Origin of the sequence: Dryocola mayonis (genome assembly GCF_051307045.1) — a bacterium.
Classification (GTDB): Bacteria; Pseudomonadota; Gammaproteobacteria; order Enterobacterales; family Enterobacteriaceae; genus Dryocola.
In genome coordinates, this window is sequence record NZ_CP150452.1 from 3,486,519 (window position 1) to 3,502,471 (window position 15,953).

General features: G+C 56.4%; 15 protein-coding genes, 1 tRNA gene and 1 pseudogene. 5 read left to right on the forward strand and 12 right to left on the reverse strand.

The features are described 5' to 3' along the window. Positions 1-232: 232 nt before the first annotated feature. The 7 genes from WLO32_RS16860 to xerD form a co-directional block, all read right to left on the reverse strand. Positions 233-306: transfer RNA gene (locus WLO32_RS16860), tRNA-Gly, on the reverse strand. Between the two features lie 95 nt (positions 307-401). Next, positions 402-1,166, reverse strand: coding sequence for an amidase activator ActS (gene actS, locus WLO32_RS16865; protein WP_435946171.1), 765 nt, complete (start codon positions 1,164-1,166; stop codon positions 402-404). 64 nt (positions 1,167-1,230) lie between these two features. Then, positions 1,231-2,748: a lysine--tRNA ligase gene (lysS, locus tag WLO32_RS16870; protein WP_435946172.1), complete on the reverse strand. Its 1,518-nt coding sequence runs from the start codon at positions 2,746-2,748 to the stop codon at positions 1,231-1,233. 9 nt (positions 2,749-2,757) lie between these two features. Continuing rightward, positions 2,758-3,856 (reverse strand): peptide chain release factor 2 gene (gene prfB / locus WLO32_RS16875; RefSeq protein WP_121263943.1). Its coding sequence is split into 2 segments (ribosomal slippage): positions 2,758-3,780 and positions 3,782-3,856, totalling 1,098 coding nucleotides; the frame shifts between segments, so codons are not numbered across the junction. A gap of 94 nt (positions 3,857-3,950) precedes the next feature. Then, positions 3,951-5,684, reverse strand: coding sequence for a single-stranded-DNA-specific exonuclease RecJ (gene recJ / locus WLO32_RS16880; protein WP_435946173.1), 1,734 nt, complete (start codon positions 5,682-5,684; stop codon positions 3,951-3,953). Between the two features lie 6 nt (positions 5,685-5,690). Next, entirely contained in the window at positions 5,691-6,407 is a 717-nt protein-coding gene (gene dsbC, locus WLO32_RS16885; RefSeq protein ID WP_435946174.1) for a bifunctional protein-disulfide isomerase/oxidoreductase DsbC, read from the reverse strand. Positions 6,408-6,429: 22 nt separating this feature from the next. Next, entirely contained in the window at positions 6,430-7,326 is an 897-nt protein-coding gene (xerD, locus tag WLO32_RS16890; RefSeq protein ID WP_435946176.1) for a site-specific tyrosine recombinase XerD, read from the reverse strand. 100 nt (positions 7,327-7,426) lie between these two features. Between xerD and fldB the strand changes: the two genes are divergently transcribed. Next, on the forward strand, positions 7,427-7,948 hold the full coding sequence (gene fldB / locus WLO32_RS16895; RefSeq protein ID WP_435946177.1) for a flavodoxin FldB: 522 nt from the start codon (positions 7,427-7,429) through the stop codon (positions 7,946-7,948). Between the two features lie 7 nt (positions 7,949-7,955). Here the strand turns inward: fldB and WLO32_RS16900 are convergent, their stop codons facing one another. Further along, entirely contained in the window at positions 7,956-8,378 is a 423-nt protein-coding gene (locus WLO32_RS16900; protein ID WP_435946178.1) for a protein YgfX, read from the reverse strand. Continuing rightward, positions 8,359-8,625 carry an FAD assembly factor SdhE gene (gene sdhE, locus WLO32_RS16905; protein ID WP_121263928.1) on the reverse strand — a complete coding sequence of 89 codons (267 nt, stop codon included), beginning with the start codon at positions 8,623-8,625 and terminating at the stop codon, positions 8,359-8,361. The genes WLO32_RS16900 and sdhE overlap by 20 nt, the downstream gene beginning before the upstream one ends. A gap of 247 nt (positions 8,626-8,872) precedes the next feature. Here sdhE and ygfZ point away from each other — a divergent pair, with 247 nt between their 5' ends. Further along, a complete protein-coding gene (gene ygfZ, locus WLO32_RS16910) occupies positions 8,873-9,859 on the forward strand; it encodes a tRNA-modifying protein YgfZ (RefSeq protein ID WP_435946179.1) in 987 nt (328 codons plus the stop codon). 40 nt (positions 9,860-9,899) lie between these two features. Here ygfZ and trhA read toward each other — a convergent pair whose 3' ends face one another. Beyond that, the gene (trhA, locus tag WLO32_RS16915; protein WP_435946180.1) at positions 9,900-10,553 is read right to left on the reverse strand and encodes a PAQR family membrane homeostasis protein TrhA; all 654 of its coding nucleotides are present in this window, start codon (positions 10,551-10,553) and stop codon (positions 9,900-9,902) included. Positions 10,554-10,711: 158 nt separating this feature from the next. Between trhA and WLO32_RS16920 the strand changes: the two genes are divergently transcribed. The 3 genes and pseudogenes from WLO32_RS16920 to WLO32_RS16930 all read left to right on the forward strand — a co-directional run bounded on the left by WLO32_RS16920 (position 10,712) and on the right by WLO32_RS16930 (position 13,681). After that, the gene (locus WLO32_RS16920) at positions 10,712-11,308 is read left to right on the forward strand and encodes an HD domain-containing protein (RefSeq protein WP_435946181.1); all 597 of its coding nucleotides are present in this window, start codon (positions 10,712-10,714) and stop codon (positions 11,306-11,308) included. A 43-nt stretch (positions 11,309-11,351) separates the two neighbouring features. Further along, complete coding sequence (locus WLO32_RS16925) at positions 11,352-12,080, forward strand: MurR/RpiR family transcriptional regulator (protein ID WP_435946182.1); 729 nt, start codon at positions 11,352-11,354, stop codon at positions 12,078-12,080. Between the two features lie 165 nt (positions 12,081-12,245). Further along, positions 12,246-13,681 (forward strand): annotated as a pseudogene (locus WLO32_RS16930) (6-phospho-beta-glucosidase). Positions 13,682-13,721: 40 nt separating this feature from the next. On the opposite strand, the gene WLO32_RS16935 reads toward WLO32_RS16930, so the two are convergent. Next, complete coding sequence (locus WLO32_RS16935) at positions 13,722-15,188, reverse strand: ATP-binding protein (protein ID WP_435946183.1); 1,467 nt, start codon at positions 15,186-15,188, stop codon at positions 13,722-13,724. A 3-nt stretch (positions 15,189-15,191) separates the two neighbouring features. Then, positions 15,192-15,905 carry a response regulator transcription factor gene (locus WLO32_RS16940; RefSeq protein WP_435946184.1) on the reverse strand — a complete coding sequence of 238 codons (714 nt, stop codon included), beginning with the start codon at positions 15,903-15,905 and terminating at the stop codon, positions 15,192-15,194. Positions 15,906-15,953 lie beyond the last annotated feature (48 nt).

The following is a 15,953-nucleotide window of genomic DNA, read 5'->3' on the forward strand; positions in this document are numbered from 1 at the left end:
CTGTCGATGACATAACGATGCCTGGATGGGCTTTTTCTTCACGTTTTGCTATCGCGGTGTGAGGATGCAACTGCCGCCAACGCTGAGTTATACTGTCATCTCACCATGTAACTTAGCGTGACAGTTACCAAGGGCGGATCACAATGGTAGAACCCATAGGCAGCTAAAATAGGTAACTATTTAAGTTGCTGGCAGAGAAGACTTTCAAGGCTTCTCCACAAGGGGAGAGATCTGGAGCGGGTGAAGGGAATCGAACCCTCGTATGCAGCTTGGGAAGCTGCCGTTCTACCATTGAACTACACCCGCTTCTGGGAAGCCCCGGCATTATAACCCTCCGGGACCGGGTGACAAGAGGCAACCAGACTAAGTGTTGGTATTTTATACGGTTGCTTACGCCGGGTTTAGCACGATGGCGTGCTGCCCTGCGGCGGTAAATATCGCACGGGATCTAACGCCGTCGCACGATAGCGGATCTGGAAATGCAGATTGACCGAGTCGGAGCCGCTGCTGCCCATGGTGGCGATTTTCTGCCCTGCGCTCACTTTCTGCCCGTTATTTACCAGCGTCGTGTCGTTGTGGGCGTAAGCGGTGATGTAGTCATCGCTATGTTTGATCATCACCAGGTTGCCGTAGCCCCGCAGCTGATTGCCCACGTAAACCACGGTGCCGGCCGCAGAGGCGTAGATGGGCTGGCCGCGAGAGCCTGCAATATCAATCCCCTTGTTTCCGCCGTCGCTGCTGGAGAAAGGCTCGATAATTTTGCCGCTGGTGGGCCAGCGCCAGCATTTAGCGCCGATCGGCGGGGCGGCGACCTTCGCAAGGCTTGTGGAACCGGAAGCGGAAGAGCGAGGTTTTGCGGTTTTAGCCACCGCTGTTTTTTTCGTGGCGGAGCTGGCGCGCTTCACGCGGAGTTTCTGCCCGATCTCAAGGGTATAAGGAGCGGAGATGCCGTTAAGACGCGCCAGTTCGCCGACGCTTGAACCGGTCATGCGCGAGATACGATAGAGGGTGTCGCCGCGTTTAACGGTATAAACCGCACCGCTGTAGCTGCCGGCGGAGGCTTGAGAAGTGCCTGCCTTATTTGATGAGCACGCAACGAGTAACAGGCTCAGGAGCAGGACGATGGCATTCGGTGCCCATTTTCTGGCTGTGCTTTCCTTGCGCAAACGGACCTCTGAAACAATAACTTAATGAAGAAGCTCCTCCCGGCAGGAAGGAGCTTATAGCAGCTTACTTAACCGGACGCAGGGCCGGGAACAGGATCACATCGCGAATGGTGTGGCTGTTGGTAAACAGCATCACCATGCGGTCGATGCCGATGCCCAGGCCAGCCGTTGGCGGCAGGCCGTGCTCAAGCGCGGTCACGTAGTCTTCGTCAAAGAACATCGCTTCGTCATCGCCCGCGTCTTTCGCCGCAACCTGGTCGGCAAAACGCTGCGCCTGGTCTTCCGCATCGTTAAGCTCGGAGAAGCCGTTGCCGATTTCACGGCCGCCGATGAAGAATTCGAAGCGGTCGGTGATTTCCGGGTTCTCGTCGTTACGACGCGCCAGCGGAGAAACTTCTGCCGGGTATTCGGTGATGAAGGTCGGCTGAATCAGATGGCTTTCCGCCACTTCTTCGAAGATCTCGGTCACGACGCGGCCCAGGCCCCAGCTCTTCTCAACCTTGATGCCGATAGAGGCGGCAATTTCCAGCGCTTTGCCCATATCGTCCAGATCCGCAATGTCGGTTTCCGGACGGTATTTTTTGATGGCTTCACGCATGGTCAGTTTTGCGAACGGCTGGTCGAAGTCAAAGGTCTGCTCGCCGTAAGGAACCTGCGCGGTGCCCAGCACTTCGTGCGCCAGGGTGCGGAACAGAGATTCGGTCAGTTCGATCAGATCTTTGTAATCCGCATAGGCCATGTAGAGTTCCATCATGGTGAACTCTGGGTTATGGCGCGGAGAAATACCTTCGTTGCGGAAGTTACGGTTGATTTCAAACACGCGCTCAAAGCCGCCCACGACCAGACGCTTCAGGTACAGCTCCGGGGCGATACGCAGGTACATATCGATGTCCAACGCGTTGTGGTGGGTGATGAACGGACGCGCGGACGCGCCGCCTGGGATCACCTGCATCATTGGCGTTTCGACTTCCATAAAGCCGCGGCCAACCATGAAGTTACGGATGCCGGACATGATTTGCGAACGCACTTTGAAGGTGTTGCGGGATTCGTCGTTGGAAATCAGATCCAGGTAACGCTGGCGGTAGCGCGCTTCCTGATCCTGCAGGCCGTGGAACTTATCCGGCAGAGGGCGCAGGGCTTTGGTCAGCAGGCGCAGTTCGGTGCAGTGAATGGACAGCTCGCCGGTTTTGGTTTTAAACAGCTTGCCGCGCGCGCCGAGGATATCGCCGAGGTCCCATTTTTTGAACTGCTCGTTATAGACGCCTTCCGGCAGGTCGTCGCGGGCAACGTACAGCTGAATACGGCCGCCCACGTCCTGTAAGGTGACAAAAGAGGCTTTACCCATGATACGGCGGGTCATCATGCGGCCGGCAACGGTCACTTCGATGTTGAGGGCTTCAAGCTCTTCGTTCTCTTTAGCGTCAAAGTCCGCATGCAGCTGGTCAGAGGTATGGTCGCGACGGAAGTCGTTCGGGAAGGCGATGCCCTGCTCGCGCAGGCCAGCCAGCTTCTCACGGCGAGCTTTGAGTTCATTATTAAGATCGACTGCCGCTTCGGTGCCCTGTGCTTGTTGTTCAGACATGTTGGTTCCTCATAACCCTGCTTTCAAACTTGCTTCGATAAATTTGTCCAGATCGCCGTCCAGTACCGCCTGCGTGTTGCGGGTTTCAACCCCGGTACGCAGATCTTTGATACGGGAGTCATCAAGGACGTAAGAACGAATCTGGCTACCCCAGCCGATATCCGATTTGTTGTCTTCCAGCGCCTGCTTCTCAGCATTTTTCTTCTGCATTTCCAGCTCGTATAGCTTCGCTTTCATCTGCTTCATGGCCTGATCTTTGTTCTTATGCTGCGAACGGTCGTTCTGGCACTGGGTAACGGTGTTGGTCGGAATGTGGGTAATACGCACCGCGGATTCTGTACGGTTAACGTGCTGGCCGCCCGCGCCTGACGCGCGATATACGTCGATGCGCAGATCCGCCGGGTTGATTTCGATATCAATATCGTCATCCACTTCCGGGTAAACAAAGGCGGAGCTAAAGGAGGTGTGGCGACGGCCGCCGGAGTCGAACGGGCTCTTACGCACCAGGCGATGCACGCCGGTTTCGGTACGCAGCCAGCCAAACGCGTATTCGCCCTGAATTTTGATCGTCACGGACTTGATACCCGCGACTTCGCCTTCGGACTCTTCGATAATTTCCGTTTTGAACCCGCGCGCTTCGGCCCAGCGCAGGTACATACGCATCAGCATGCTTGCCCAGTCCTGCGCTTCGGTGCCGCCGGAGCCCGCCTGGATATCAATGTAGCAGTCGGCGCTGTCATAATCGCCGGAGAACATACGACGGAACTCAAGCTGCGCCAGTTTGGCCTCCAGCTGATCCAACTCAACGACGGCTTCGTTGAAGGTTTCTTCGTCGTCGGCCTCAATGGCCAGCTCCAGCAAACCGGAAACGTCTTCCAGCCCCTGGGTCATTTGATCTAAGGTTTCGACAATCGCTTCCAGCGCGGAACGCTCTTTGCCCAGCGCCTGCGCGCGTTCGGGTTCGTTCCAGACATCAGGCTGTTCCAGCTCTGCGTTTACTTCTTCCAGGCGCTCTTTCTTGGCATCGTAGTCAAAGATACCCCCTAAGAACGTCGCTGCGCTCCGTGAGGTCCTGGATGCGGTTTTTTACCGGGTTAATTTCAAACATGTGTCATATCTTATGTTGGGGACTAAGACGAAAATGCGGTCGTAAACCGGAAAGTTTACCGGAATTACGCCGCATTTTATAGCTTTGGTTGGCTTTATAACGGCCAGATATGGTCGATTAGAAGCTGCACCGTTCGGTTACCGCGAAACTCGTTTACATCAAGCTTAAATGCCAGCTCCACTTCGCGAACGCCGTTGTCCGGCCAGCGGGCGGTATCGACATTAAAAGCGATGCCGTCAAGCAGCGGGCCGCCGCCCAGCGGCTCGACCATCACCTTCAGGTGCCGCTCGCCGACCAGCCGCTGTTGCAGCAGGCGGAACTTGCCGTCGAACAACGGCTCCGGGAACATTTGCCCCCACGGGCCGGCGTCGCGCAGCATTTCGGCGACTTCCAGCGTCATCTCCTGGCCGGCAAGGGGACCATCGGACCAGATCTCGCCCTGCAACAGCGCCGGATCCAGCCATTCGCCTACCAGATCGCCGAAACGCTGGCGGAACTCTTCAAAACGCGCTTCTTCAAGGGACAATCCCGCGGCCATCGCGTGGCCGCCGAATTTTAGCATCAGGCCCGGGTTAAGCGTATCGAGCCGCTCCAGCGCGTCGCGCATATGCAGGCCCTGAATGGAGCGCCCTGAGCCTTTGAGCGTGCCGTCGCCTGCCGGCGCGAAGGCAATAACCGGGCGGTTAAAGCGCTCTTTGATGCGTGAGGCAAGTATGCCGACCACGCCCTGGTGCCATTCCGGGTGGTACATCGCAAGGCCATAGGGCAAGGCTTCGTTGCTGCGCTCAAGCTTTTCACACAGCGCCAGGGCTTCAACCTGCATGCCCTGTTCGATCTCTTTGCGCGTCTGATTCAGCGCGTCAAGCTCGTTGGCCAGCATGCGCGCTTCGCCGATGTTGTCGCTAAGCAGCAGCGCCACGCCCACCGACATATCGTCCAGGCGCCCCGCCGCGTTCAGACGCGGCCCCAGCGCAAAGCCCAGGTCGCTGGCCGCCAGCTTGTGCGGTTCACGATTGGCGACCTCAAGCAGCGCCAGAACGCCAGGCCGGCATTTTCTTGCGCGGATCCTGCTCAGGCCTTGCCAGGTCAGAATGCGGTTATTGGTATCCAGCGGTACGACGTCCGCCACCGTGCCTAAAGCTACCAGGTCCAGCAGCTCCGCCAGATTAGGAATCGCCAGACCGCGCTGCTCAAACCAGCCGCAGTCGCGCAGATGCGCGCGCAACGCCAGCATCAGATAAAAGGCCACGCCCACCCCCGCCAGTGATTTTGACGGGAATTCGCAGTCGGCCAGGTTCGGGTTGATGATGGCTTCCGCCGCCGGCAGCTCCGCGCCCGGCAGGTGATGATCGGTCACGATCACCGGGATCCCCAGTTCGTGCGCGCGCTCAACGCCGCTATGGGATGAAATACCGTTATCAACCGTCAGAATCAGCTGCGCGCCGCGGGCGTGGGCCTGATCCACCACTTCCGGGCTTAGGCCGTAGCCGTCTTCAAAGCGGTTCGGCACCAGATAGCCGACGTTTGCGCCGCCGAGGCTGCGTAAGGCCAGCACGCTTAGCGCCGTGCTGGTGGCGCCATCGGCATCAAAATCGCCGACGACGATAATACGCAGGCCTTCACGAAAAGCGTCGTGCAGGATTTCAACGGCTTTTTCCATGCCGTTAAGCTGCTGCCAGGGCAGCATGCCTTTTACGCTGCGTTCCAGATCCTGTTCGCCACGCACTCCGCGACTGGCATACAGTCGCCTTAACAGCGCAGGCAAACCCGCCGGTAAGACTACGGTTTCATCCACGGCCCGGCGGCGAAGTTGCGTTTGTTTTTTCACCTGTTGTTAACCACTTACCTTGCTCAGCTGCTGGTGCGCATCCAGCATTTGTTTCATCTCTTTTGGCCCCTGATAGCCGGGGATAACCGTACCGTTGCTCAGCACGATAGCAGGCGTGCCCTGCACCCCGAACTGCACGCCGAGGTTGTAGTGATTGGCAATGTTGGTAGCGCAGCTTGCAGAAGCTACGGCGTCGCCTTTCATTGCCGCATCAAAAGCTTTGTTGCGGTCTTTTGCGCACCAGATGGATTTCATATCGCTTTCGGCCTGGCTTTGCAGCCCCTGGCGCGGGAAAGCGAGGTAGCGCACGGTAATGCCCAGCGCGTTATAGTCTTTCATCTCTTCATGCAGCTTGTGGCAGTAGCCGCAGGTAATATCGGTAAATACGGTAATCACGTGTTTTTCCTGCGGCGCTTTATAAACGATCATCTCTTTTTCGAGCGCGTTCAGTTTGCCCGTCAGCAGCTGGTTGGTCACGTTTACCGGCTGCGCGCCGCTGACGTCATACAGCGGGCCCTGAATAATGTGCTTGCCGTCTTCCGTCACGTACAGCACGCCGCTGTCGGTCAATACGGTTTTCATGCCGGCAACGGGAGCGGACTGAATATCCGCATTCTGCACGCCCAGTTTTGCCAGGGACTGCTTGATTGCCGCATCGTCGGCATGAGCAAAACCGGAGACGGAGGACGCCAACAACGACAGCAGCAGGATACCTTTTTTCATCATGATTCCTTTATTCTGGCACTCACGCCCGGGGGTGGTGCTGTTGATGCAGCTGACGTAAACGTTCGGTCGCTACATGAGTATAAATTTGTGTCGTGGACAAATCGCTGTGCCCAAGAAGCATCTGTACGACACGCAAATCCGCGCCGTGGTTCAGAAGGTGCGTGGCAAAAGCGTGGCGTAGAACGTGAGGAGACAGCTTCGCGCTATCGATTCCCGCAGCGACCGCATAATGCTTGATGCGATGCCAGAACGTTTGCCTGGTCATCTGCTGCGCCCGCTGGCTGGGAAAGAGTACGTCGACAGACTGCCCGTTTAACAGCCAGGGACGCCCGTGCTCAAGATAATTTTCCAGCCAGTAGACCGCTTCTTCACCCAGCGGCACCAGACGTTCTTTATTCCCTTTGCCGATTACCCGCACCACGCCCTGACGCAGGCTGATGTCGCTCATGGATAGCCCCACCAGCTCGGACACGCGCAGGCCGGTAGCATACAACAATTCCAGCATCGCTTTATCGCGCAGCTCGATGGGCTGGTCGAGACAGGGCGCCTTAAGAAGCCGCTCGACCTGCGCTTCGCTGAGATCTTTTGGCAGGCGCTGCGGTAGTTTAGGCGACGAGAGCAAGGCGCTCGGATCGTCATCGCGCGCTTTTTCACGGTAGAGATACTGAAATAAACGACGAATAGCGCTTAACATGCGTGCGGAGCTCGTGGCCTTATAGCCCCCTTCCAGACGCTCGGCAAACAGCGACTGGAGATCGCCCGCCTGTATCGTCAATAGCGTTAAGCCATGACGATCCGCCCATTCCACCACCATTTTCAAATCGCGACGGTAGGAGTTCAGCGTATTCTCAGCCAGATTTTTTTCGAGCCAAAGCGCATCAAGAAATTGTTCAATACGGGCCAGATCCTGTTCCACTGAAGCCTCACTTTTGCTGAATTGTGTCCATTATGCATGATGCGTAATGGGATCTGGTACACTTGCCAGCCTGCACGTTATTAAATGAGTTGTTATTGCTATGAACATTGGCCTTTTTTATGGTTCCAGCACCTGCTACACCGAAATGGCGGCCGAAAAGATTCGTGACATCATCGGCCCGGAGCTGGTGACGTTGCATAACCTGAAAGATGACGCCCCCGCCCTGATGGAACAGTACGATGTGCTGATCCTTGGCATCCCGACCTGGGATTTTGGCGAACTGCAGGAAGACTGGGAAGCCGTCTGGCCGCAGTTAGATAGCCTGAAGCTGGAAGGCAAGCTCGTGGCCCTTTACGGCATGGGCGACCAGCTGGGCTATGGCGAATGGTTCCTCGACGCGCTGGGCATGCTGCACGACAAGCTGGCCCCGCGCGGCGCGCAGTTTATCGGCTACTGGCCAACGGAAGGCTACGAATTCACCAGCGCTAAACCTGTTATCGCCGACGGACAGCTGTTCGTTGGCCTCGCGCTGGATGAAACCAACCAGTACGATCTGAGCGATGAACGCATGCAAAACTGGTGCGAGCAAATCCTCGGTGAAATGGCTGAGAAGTTCGCCTGAGAGCTGTTTAAGCCTGGCCGTTGCCGCTCGCCTGCTGTTGTAGCATCAGGCGGCGCAAGTCCCGCCATTCGCCCACATCCATGCTGTCTGCTGCCAGCCACAAATGCTGGCTGCGGGTTTTGCGCGTCTGGCGAATTCTTAGCATCATGCCGCTGCGCAGCATCCAGGGCGCGCCCACGATTTCCCACTCTTTATCCTGCCATTTCAGGTGGTAATCCGTCAGCAGTTTGATTTCGCCCTGGGTCGCATGAATTCGGCGCTGGCTGCGCACGCAGTCAAACACCACCAGCGAAAGCAAAAGCATCCAGATAAGCGTATAGCTCATCGGCCACGGCAAAAGCAGCACAACCAGCGCCAGCAGGCCGTGGACTAACAGGGATAGCCACTGCGCCCGCCAGGAGACGCGAAGATCAGATTGCCACAGGACCACGTTCTCTATTCCGTGTTTGGATAAGCTTCACCATACGCTGCAACGCTGAGTCGGCCGGTTCGCCATGGTTCATCAACCAGTTGAAGAGATCCGGATCGTCACATTCCAGAAGACGGATAAACAGCTGCTTATCCTCGTCGCTTAACGTGTCATATTCATATTCAAAGAACGGCATAATCGAAATATCGAGCTCGCGCATTCCGCGACGGCACGCCCAGTGAATACGGGCTTTGTTATTGATATCCATGTGCTCTTTCCTGCTTAAACCTGGGTGTAAGATACAAAAGGTAGTGTAACGTGTTTTCGCCTCGTGTATTACCTGAATGTTGCTATCTGCGCGCCCGCTCTGGAGAAATAAGGGCGGCGCGGCATCATTACATTCGCGCTGCGAGACAGGCCGAAACGGCACAATTCGCCTCATCAAACTGCTTGCATTGGCGCAGGGCTCTTTTACCATTACTCTCAAACATCCGTTGGTTAACCCAGGACAAATTATGGCTTTCAACCCGTTTCCTCCCCGTCAGCCTACGGCCGCGGCTCGCCTGCCGCTGACGCTGATGACCCTTGACGACTGGGCGCTGGTGAACGTGACCGGCGCAGACGCTGAAAAGTACCTGCAGGGGCAGGTCACCGCCGACGTAGCGCTGCTGGGCGCCAACCAACATCTGCTGTGCGCCCACTGCGACGCCAAAGGCAAAATGTGGAGCAACCTGCGCCTGTTCCACCGCGGCGAAGGCTTTGCGTTTATTGAGCGCCGCAACCTTTATGAAGCACAGCTGACGGAGCTGAAAAAGTACGCGGTGTTTTCGAAGGTAACGATGACGCCGGACAGCGAAAGCGTGCTGCTGGGCGTGGCGGGCTTCCAGGCCCGTGCGGCGCTGGCCAATCTTTTTGCGACCCTGCCGGACGAGGCGAATCCCGTTGTGCAGGACGGCGCCACTTCACTGCTGTGGTTTAACCTGCCGGCCGAGCGTTTCCTGCTGGTCACCGACGTTGCGACGGCGCAACGCCTTAGCGAAAAGCTCCACGGCGAAGCGCAGCTTAATGACAGCCAGCAATGGCTGGCGCTGGATATCGAAGGCGGGCTGCCGGTGATTGACAGCGTCAACAGCGCGCAGTTTATTCCGCAGGCGACAAACCTGCAGGCGCTGGGCGGCATCAGCTTTAAAAAGGGCTGCTATACCGGCCAGGAAATGGTCGCGCGAGCGAAGTTCCGTGGCGCTAACAAACGCGCGCTTTGGTATCTGGCAGGCAGCGCTTCCCGCCTGCCGGAGGCGGGGGAAGACCTCGAGATGAAAATGGGCGATAACTGGCGCCGTACCGGCACGGTGCTTGCCGCAAGCCTGCTCGACGATGGTCGCGTACTGATTCAGGCGGTAATGAATAACGATCTTGAAGCGGGCAGCATCTTCCGCGTGCGGGAAGATAACGGCAGCGAACTGACCATTGAGCCGCTGCCTTATTCACTGGAAGAGAGTTAACGACAAGCTGAACGCCCCCCTGAGACGGGGGCGTCAGGCATCAACGGATATATAAGTAGATGGCGAGGAAGTGACACAGGCTGCCGCCCAGCACGAAGCCATGCCAGATTGCATGGTTGTACGGGATACGTTTGCAGACGTAGAAAATAACTCCCAGCGAGTAAATCACCCCGCCCGCGGCCAGCAGCGTTATGCTGCCCGCATCCAGCTTCATCGCCAGCTGATAGACCACCGCCAGCGACAGCCAGCCCATCAGCAAATAGGTTACCAGCGACAATACCTTGAAGCGGTGCGCGATGGTCAGCTTAAATATAATGCCCAACAGCGCAAGCCCCCAGATAACCACCATCATGCCGTGGGCGAAAGGTGAGTCCAGCCCGACGAGCAAAAATGGCGTATAGGTGCCGGCAATTAGCAGATAGATGGCGCAATGGTCGCATTTTTTTAGCAAACGCTTCGCGCGCTGGTGGGGAACGGCGTGATAAAGAGTAGAGGCGAGGAACAGCAAAATCATGCTGCCGCCGTACAGGCTATAGCTGGTGATGGCCACGGCGCTGGCGTGGGTGGCGACGGCCTGAACCAGCAACAGCACCAGTCCGACAATCCCGAACACCAGCCCGATACCATGGCTAATACTGTTGGCTATTTCCTCAGCCAGTGAATATCCCGGTGCTTTGATTGGTTTGTCAGCCATAAGGCTACTCCAGGTGAGACTTAAGATGCAAAATGCAGCACGGCTAGCATAACTGAGAATGATTCCAGCGAACACATGTGCGCTAAAATAAATCTGTCGGCGGCGAACGGCGCGCCTGTACAATCACCGTATCTGCCTAAAACCTATGGAGAATAGCCATGCCCCCGCGCGCTTTTGGTGAGCTGAGCGATACCATCGCTTTTCTGATGGAGATCGACAAGCTCAAGCTTGTCGAGAGACGAACAAAAATTATCGGCCATGGACGCCAGGAAAACTCAGCCGAGCATAGCTGGCACTTTGCCGTAGCGGCGATGAGCCTTGCCCCTTTCGCGCCGGCGGAAGTCGATATTTCGCGAGTGGTGCGAATGGCGCTGCTGCATGACATCGTTGAAATCGACGTGGGCGATGTGCTGGTTTACGACCTCGCGGCCCGCGAAGCGATAGCAGCAAAGGAGGCGCTGGCGGCGACGCGCCTGTTTGGTTTATTACCCGAACCGCAAAGCGGCGAATTTCTCGGCCTGTGGCTGGAATACGAAGCGGGGATAAGCGCCGACGCCCGCTTTGCCGGCGCGCTGGACCGTATTTTGCCTGTTTTGCAAAACCTGCATAATGAAGGGCAAAGCTGGCGCGAAAATAATATCTCTCTTGAGCAGGTGTTAACCCGTAATGCGCAGGTGGGCGAAAGCTGGCCCGAATTATGGCAACATGTCGTCAGCCATTTATATGCTGCGCAGGAAAAAGGCTGGCTGCGCTAAACTCCCTTACCGGCTCACGGCTGAAACTTCAGGAAGACGTACGATGTTTACTCACGCGGCGATTGCTAATCTCAACGGCCTGGAAATGCTGGTCTACAACTATGTCATTAAAAACCGTGACAAAGTGATGTACATGACCATCCGCGAACTGGCCGACGGCGCGGGCGTCTCCACCACCACCGTGCTGCGCTTTTGCCGCAAGCTCAACTGTGAGGGTTATTCCGAGTTTCGCGTGCGCTTTAAATTATATCTTGAGCAAAACGATGAGCAGCTGGTTAATTTTGGCCCCAGCGAGATAATTAGCTTTTTTAAAAGCACCAACAACGAAGAATTCGATAATTTAATCGATCGCGCGGTTGATATTATTTGCTCATCCGAAAGAATTATATTTGTCGGCGCGGGCACCTCGGGCGCGCTGGCGAAATATGGCGCGCGTTTCTTTTCCAACGTCGGGAAATTCAGTAATCATATCGACGACCCTTATTTCCCGGTCACCAACGATATGGCAAAAAACGCGCTGGCCATCGTGCTTTCGGTTTCCGGCGAAACCGAAGAGATCCTGCGCTTCGCCAGCCAGTTTAGCCTGCATAACTGTAAAGTGATGTCGATTACCAGCCACGAAAACTCAGCGCTGGCGAAGCTTGCCGACTTTAATATCTCCTGGCATATTCCGCTGACGCGGGTCGCCGGCGTTTACGACATCACCACGCAGATCCCCGTTATTTATATTTTAGAAACCATCGGCCGCCGGCTGGCGAAAAAAATGGCGTAAAAAAACAGCCTGTTTTTTATATGTAACAAATCCCAGGCCCGACGATTTGTTATATCGTGACAATTAAATCTCATTTGTTAGACTCGACGGCAGAGTTAATTAACGCGACACCATTGTGTGATGTACCGCACATTATTTTGTGCGTCGACAGTGAGATTAAAAAATATGAAAAAACTGACCTTACCAAAAGATTTTTTATGGGGCGGAGCGGTGGCTGCGCATCAGGTTGAAGGCGGCTGGAACAAAGAAGGCAAAGGCCCGAGCATCTGCGACGTGCTGACAGGCGGCGCCCACGGCGTGCCGCGCGAGATAACCCAGCAGGTTATTCCGGGCAAATATTATCCGAACCATGAGGCCATCGACTTCCACGGCCCGCTACAAAGAAGACATCAGGCTGTTTGCCGAAATGGGCTTCAAATGCTTCCGCACCTCCATTGCCTGGACGCGTATCTTCCCGAAAGGCGACGAGCAGCAGCCAAACGAAGAAGGGCTGAAATTCTACGACGACATGTTCGATGAGCTGTTGAAATACAATATCGAACCGGTCATCACCCTCTCCCACTTCGAAATGCCGCACTACCTGGTCACCGAATACGGCGGCTGGACCAACCGTAAAGTCGTTGATTTCTTCGTTCGCTTTGCAGAAGTCGTGTTCGAACGCTACAAGAGCAAAGTGAAATACTGGATGACCTTTAACGAGATCAACAACCAGCGTAACTGGCGCGCGCCGCTGTTCGGCTACTGCTGCTCCGGCGTGGTTTACACCGAGCACGACAACCCGGAAGAGGTGATGTATCAGGTGCTGCATCACCAGTTCGTGGCAAGCGCTATGGCGGTGAAAATCGGCCATCGCATTAACCCGCAGATGAAAATCGGCTGCATGCTGGCGATGGTGCCGCTCTATCCGTTCTCCTGCAAGCCTGAAGACGTTATGTACGCTCAGGAATCCATGCGCGAACGCTACGTGTTTACCGATGTGCAGCTGCGCGGCTACTACCCGTCCTATGTGCTAAACGAGTGGGAGCGTCGCGAGTTCAACATCAGGATGGAAGCGGGCGACGAGCAGATTCTGCGTGAAGGCGTGTGCGATTATCTTGGTTTTAGCTACTACATGACCAACGCCGTGAAGGCAGAAGGCGGTTCGGGCGACGCGCTTTCCGGCTTCCAGGGCAGCGAGCCAAACCCACACGTGAAGGCCTCAGACTGGGGCTGGCAGATTGACCCGGTCGGCCTGCGCTATGCGCTGTGCGAGCTGTACGAGCGCTACCAGAAGCCGCTGTTTATCGTGGAAAACGGCTTCGGCGCTTACGATAAGGTGGAAGCGGACGGCTCAATCAATGACGATTACCGCATCGATTACCTGAAAGCGCACGTTGAAGAGATGATGAAAGCGGTCACTTACGACGGCGTTAACCTGATGGGCTACACCCCGTGGGGCTGTATTGACTGCGTCTCCTTCACCACCGGCCCAGTACAGCAAACGCTACGGCTTTATCTACGTAAACAAGCACGACGACGGCAGCGGCGATATGTCCCGCTCGCGTAAGAAAAGCTTTAACTGGTATAAAGAGGTTATCGCCAGCAACGGCGAAAAGCTGTAATTAGCGTGACAACACCGGCCATCGCGCCGGTGTTTTATTTTCAAACCGGAAGGGCAAAGCGGAAACAGGCTCCGCTGTCCGGTTTTTCTACCAGCGTAATGTCGCTGCCGTGAAGCTGCAGCATCTGCCGCACGATCATTAACCCGAGTCCGCCTACCCGCAGCCGTGACTGGCTGGCAATCGATGGGCGAACGAACAGGCCGTCTTTAAGCTCCTGGGGAACGCCGGGTCCGTTGTCGCTTACCTGCACCAGCACCTTCTCGCCTTCTTGCCAGACGCGTACGGCTATAGTCCCCTGCTCCGGCGCGTGGCGAAGCGCATTATCCAGCAGATTGGTTAAGACGCGCTCGATCATCGCCAAATCAGCGTCTATCAGCGGCAAGCCGGGCTGAATATCCGCCAGCATTTTTTGCCGGCGAGTCTGCGCGGAAAGCTCGAACTTCTGGAAGACGTCCTGCAAAAGCTCAGCGAGAGAAAAATGCTCTTTTTGCGGTTTCACCACGCCGTATTCCAGGCGCGCCAGCTCAAACAGGGACTGCGCCAGCGCCCCGACTTTCTGACTCTGCCCAAGGGCAATTTCCAGATAACGTTTCTTATCGGCCTCGGACAAGGTCGCCGACATTACCGCCAGGCTTTCCAGATAGCCGTGCAGGGAAGTCAGCGGCGTGCGCAAATCATGGGAAATATTGGCGATAAATTCGCGGCGGAGCTGGTCCTGCTGCGACAAACGGTGCCACTGCCCGGCAATACGCCTGGCCATAGAGATAACGCCCTGGCGCAGCAGGCTAATCTCGTCGTCACCTTTTTCGGTATGCAGCGCCTGCGCGGCCATCGCCTGCATCTCCTCCATGCCGCCGGTTTCAAGCGCCTGTACCTGACGAGAAAGATCGCGCAGCGGGCGGGTTATCCAGCGGAATGCCAGCCAGCCGACGATAAGCCCCAGCAGGGCGACCAGGCTTATCGATAAAAGAACGATTTTCAACAGGGCGTTAAACTGTGCGTCGCTGTTTAACGCGGTGTATTTTTCTCCCAGCAGGATCACGTACAGATACCCTTTGATCTGCCCGTCCTGGCGCATTGGCGCAACGCTGAACACTTTCCTGCCGTCGGCGCTGCGCGGATCGTCGCCATAAACGGGATATTGACGGGTGCTTAACGCCGTCTGTATCGGCCGCAAATCAACGCGCTCGCGCTTCAGATGCCCGGCGGGCGCGCCGTCGCCGACGATATTGCCCTGTTTATCCAGCAGATAAACCTCAACGCTTGGGTTCACCGCCATCAGATGATCGAACAGCGTGCGCACCGAGTCCTTATTGAGCCCTTCCTGCCCAAGCAGCGGATAGCTCTGGTTGATATGCTGCGCCAGATCGCCGGAAAGGCGCTGAATAACCGCCTGGCTGTACTGGGTGCTGGTGCGCACCTGCAGCCAGCCCAGCAGGGCGCACGAGGTCAGCAGCAAAAGCGCAAAAACCAGCGTCAGGCGCTGTGTGAGGGTGAAAGTTCGCATGGTTTACTCGCGCGCTCTTGCGGTGAATTTATAACCTTTTCCCCAGACGGTACGAATAAAGTTCGGCTCCGCCGGGTTGTCTTCGATCTTGATGCGCAGGCGGTTAATGTGGGTGTTGACGGTATGTTCGTAGCCTTCATGCTCGTATCCCCAGACTTCGTTAAGCAGGTTCAGGCGGGAGAAGACCGTTTCCGGATTTCTGGCAAAGAAATAGAGCAGATCGAATTCCCGGGGCGTGAGATCGACGGCCTGCTGGTTGAGCTGCACAATCCGGGCCAGCGGGTCGATAGAGAGGTTATCGAAGGTAAGCACGCCCGCATCAAGGCGCAGGTTGCGGCTCATGGCCTCCTGCCTGCGGAACAGCGCCTTGACGCGCGCCACCAGCTCCAGCATGGAAAAGGGTTTGGGCAGATAGTCATCCGCGCCCAGCTCCAGGCCAAGCACCCTTTGCGTTTCGCCCGAGCGGGCGCTGATGATAACGATCGGGGTGTAGCGCGTCATGGTCCTGGCGAAGCGGCAGATTTCCAGACCGTCGACGCCCGGCAGCATCAGGTCGAGAATCAGCGCATCCCAGCCGCCCTGCCGCAGCTTTTCCATGCCCGCATTGCCGTCTGCGGCATGGGTGATGTCAAAGCCCTCTTTGCGCAGATGCAACTGCAGCAGCTCGGCGATATTTTCATCGTCTTCAACTATTAACAGCTTTTTTGCCTGATTCACTCGCCTGCTCCCACACGCACCTCGTGTTGAAAGTCTACACAACATGCG

Coding starts and splice junctions, on each gene's coding strand:
- lysS (WP_435946172.1), bottom strand. CDS start 2,748: ATGTCTGAACAACAAGCACAGGGCACCGAAGCGGCAGTCGATCTTAAT.
- dsbC (WP_435946174.1), bottom strand. CDS start 6,407: ATGAAAAAAGGTATCCTGCTGCTGTCGTTGTTGGCGTCCTCCGTCTCC.
- fldB (WP_435946177.1), top strand. CDS start 7,427: ATGAACATTGGCCTTTTTTATGGTTCCAGCACCTGCTACACCGAAATG.
- sdhE (WP_121263928.1), bottom strand. CDS start 8,625: ATGGATATCAATAACAAAGCCCGTATTCACTGGGCGTGCCGTCGCGGA.
- ygfZ (WP_435946179.1), top strand. CDS start 8,873: ATGGCTTTCAACCCGTTTCCTCCCCGTCAGCCTACGGCCGCGGCTCGC.
- trhA (WP_435946180.1), bottom strand. CDS start 10,553: ATGGCTGACAAACCAATCAAAGCACCGGGATATTCACTGGCTGAGGAA.
- WLO32_RS16920 (WP_435946181.1), top strand. CDS start 10,712: ATGCCCCCGCGCGCTTTTGGTGAGCTGAGCGATACCATCGCTTTTCTG.
- WLO32_RS16925 (WP_435946182.1), top strand. CDS start 11,352: ATGTTTACTCACGCGGCGATTGCTAATCTCAACGGCCTGGAAATGCTG.
- WLO32_RS16935 (WP_435946183.1), bottom strand. CDS start 15,188: ATGCGAACTTTCACCCTCACACAGCGCCTGACGCTGGTTTTTGCGCTT.